Source organism: Xanthomonas populi (assembly GCF_002940065.1).
Lineage (GTDB): Bacteria > Pseudomonadota > Gammaproteobacteria > Xanthomonadales > Xanthomonadaceae > Xanthomonas > Xanthomonas populi.
In genome coordinates this window covers 1-464 of sequence record NZ_MDEJ01000336.1, presented here as the reverse complement: position 1 = coordinate 464, position 464 = coordinate 1, and the positions used below count along the sequence as shown (strand labels likewise).

General features: G+C 56.2%; 1 pseudogene. It reads left to right on the top strand.

Annotation, left to right across the window (positions count from 1 at the left end):
* Positions 1-206: 206 nt before the first annotated feature.
* Positions 207-392 (top strand): annotated as a pseudogene (locus tag XpopCFBP1817_RS21175) (peptidase C1); the annotation flags it as partial.
* Between the last annotated feature and the right edge of the window lie 72 nt (positions 393-464).

The window sequence follows — 464 nt, the reverse complement described above, 5'->3', positions numbered from 1 at the left end:
GATCGCTGATTTTTTGAAGGTATGGTCATCATCCAGTGCGTGTCACCACGGCTACGACTTGGTTGTTCGAGGTGCCCTTCCGTTGAATAGGCGTCGCTTCGCACCAAAAAATATCGCGTGAATCAAGTAGCGCAACCATGTACTGCAGTTAGCGCGGAGCGACACGTGCGTGCGCTACATTCATGTCCTCAAGGAGTACCGTCTTCATGATCAAGCAAAAGTTACTGAATATCTGCATCGTCGCCGTTCTCGGGCTGTCCGCCAATGCCGCTGCGCAGGCAGCGGTGCACGGAATGGTTCTCAAGCCGTCGTCGCTGAAGCAGCCGGTCGTCGCGCTGTTCGGCACCGAAAGTACCGACGCCAAGCCGCTACCGGCCAACGTCGACCTGACCCTGAGGTTTCCCCACGTTTTCCCGAGATAGATCAGCTGGTTGCACCCGGATCGTGTAGAAACAAGTGCGCGC